Here is a 2,032-nt window from a genome sequence, read left to right as displayed (position 1 = left end):
TTCAGTAAAATTGAATTTCTTTTGAGTAGTAAAGAAATATTGACGATAATAGTAGTTAGCTAAATTAAACAGATTTTTAGACAAAAAAGCCTTGTGGTCAATTTCAGACCAAAAAGGATGGTTTTTCGTGATTACATGACGTTCAACTAGCTTCATACCTTAATTGTAGCTGATAGAGACTCAATAGATAGACAACTGAAAAAAGTTACTCCTAGATAGTTTTATACCTATATTTATGAGTAATTTTGATGAACTTTAGATAAGTTTTCCCTTTCTGTATTTACTCCTCAGAAAAATAAAACTGTCGCACAGCAATATTGCCCTACATTGTACATATTTTTGGTCAATCTACACAATTGTCTTAAAGCTTTAAATTCCTGGCTAGACAAGTTTCTAATTTTGTTCTTTTGGGTTAGATACATAATTAATTTTCGCGCTTATCATACATATTACAGCGAAGCCTTTAGGAATGTCAATTTGACTACGGGTTAAAACCCGTAGCGTCGTTTCCATCCAGCCGTTCAAACAGACTTACTGATTTTTTTATGATGAACATAAGAATCTTTATTTTTTAAGGTTTCTTAAGATTTGTAGGGCTAATCCTATCGTGTTTACCTCGAATATTACATACCACTTAAAAGGAAATTAGTCAATAGATGAGAATGTATTATTCTTGCTCCTTGGCAATATTTTGATTAGTTATAATTCCCTAGTTATGAATCCCTAATACTGACCATCGAACGCTACAATATAAGTTATGATATAAAACGTTTTTCAAGATTCATTAAGATGGGTCTTATGCTAGGAGGATGATTGCAAGCAAGAGAAATCGAGCCTAAGCTAAAACAACTTAGCCGTCTTGCCTGGTCAACCGAACCTGCGTTAGCCCAGAGGTTAGATGAAGTCAGGCGCTGGATTAAGGATATTAGACCAGGCTTACTGACTCAGAAAGGAGTCTTAGTAGGATTTTTGTTAGAATTAATTAAGGATGGAGAATTTTGGTTAAAATTACAATCTTTAACAAATGAAGAAAGGCAAATATTTTTGCAGCACCTTCCATCTCCAGTTATATACTGGTATGAAAATCTTTTTCCAAAATGGTTTAATGAAAATGATCATAAATTTTATATATGGAAACAAAAGTTAAGATCGGGAGAGTTTAATCAAGAAGATGCTGAACTAATAGAATCTGTCGCTCGTCAGATTAAAAGTCGTGATGGTTGTGTTGTACATCGTTATATTGCAGATTTGTCTATGGCAACAGATGTAATTGTGAGTAGCAGCACGGGTAAGCCTCTCTGTGTTCAACTCACTACTATGTCCGGTGAACTTTGTCACGATAAGTATAAAGAATGGAAAGATACATTAAAGCAATGGCAAATTAGACGGGGTATTTTTGTTAGTTATAATCCCGGTCAGGATCGTTCTGTTATTAAATTAGTAAATCTTGTTCTGCATAATAGCAAACATTTAAAGGAGGCTAAATACATTAAATTTTGTTTTAGATAGGAATTCGATCGATTCCTATGAAATCTAGGACTTATGCACCTCAACCAAGAAACCGGGTTTCTGCCTAAGTCCTTAAATCTTGATTTGTGAATAAAACTATACATTTTAACAGTAGGCAGTATATATGGTAACAACTAGCACAACTCTGTCAAATAAAGAACGTTTAGAAAAAGTTTGGCAAGCTTTCCAAGCAGCCCAACAGTTACAAGAAGACCGACTAGCTTGGGGAATTAATCATGTCAACTTATATGTCGAAAATGTTGATGGAGATTGGCTGGAAAACTGGGGTGAAGATGAGGAAGAAGAATTAGGTGAAAAACTCGTGGTAAATTCATAATTCAAAGTCAAAAGTAAAAAGTAAAAATTCTAGAAAGACTGTAACAATGACTGAAGTGTAAATTAGCGGTGGTATAAACGATCGCCTTCATATTTAACTGAGATGAAGGGCGATCGCTACATCATTTAGTTTTGACTTGAGCTGATAGCTGATATAGAATCCGGGTAATTAGTTATCGTATCGCGC

The 2,032-nt window shown here is 34.3% G+C and carries 2 protein-coding genes; both read left to right on the top strand.

The genetic code is table 11. The features are described from left to right. Nucleotides 1-813: 813 nt before the first annotated feature. Entirely contained in the window at nucleotides 814-1,509 is a 696-nt protein-coding gene (locus F6K22_RS39545; RefSeq protein WP_293110499.1) for a hypothetical protein, read from the top strand. A 124-nt stretch (nucleotides 1,510-1,633) separates the two neighbouring features. Further along, nucleotides 1,634-1,846: a hypothetical protein gene (locus F6K22_RS39540; RefSeq protein WP_293110498.1), complete on the top strand. Its 213-nt coding sequence runs from the start codon at nucleotides 1,634-1,636 to the stop codon at nucleotides 1,844-1,846. Nucleotides 1,847-2,032: the final 186 nt, after the last annotated feature.

The organism is Okeania sp. SIO2F4 (assembly GCF_010672385.1).
Taxonomy (GTDB): Bacteria; Cyanobacteriota; Cyanobacteriia; order Cyanobacteriales; family Microcoleaceae; genus Trichodesmium.
Note: the sequence above shows the minus strand (reverse complement) of the source record. Positions and strands in the feature narration are given on the sequence as shown.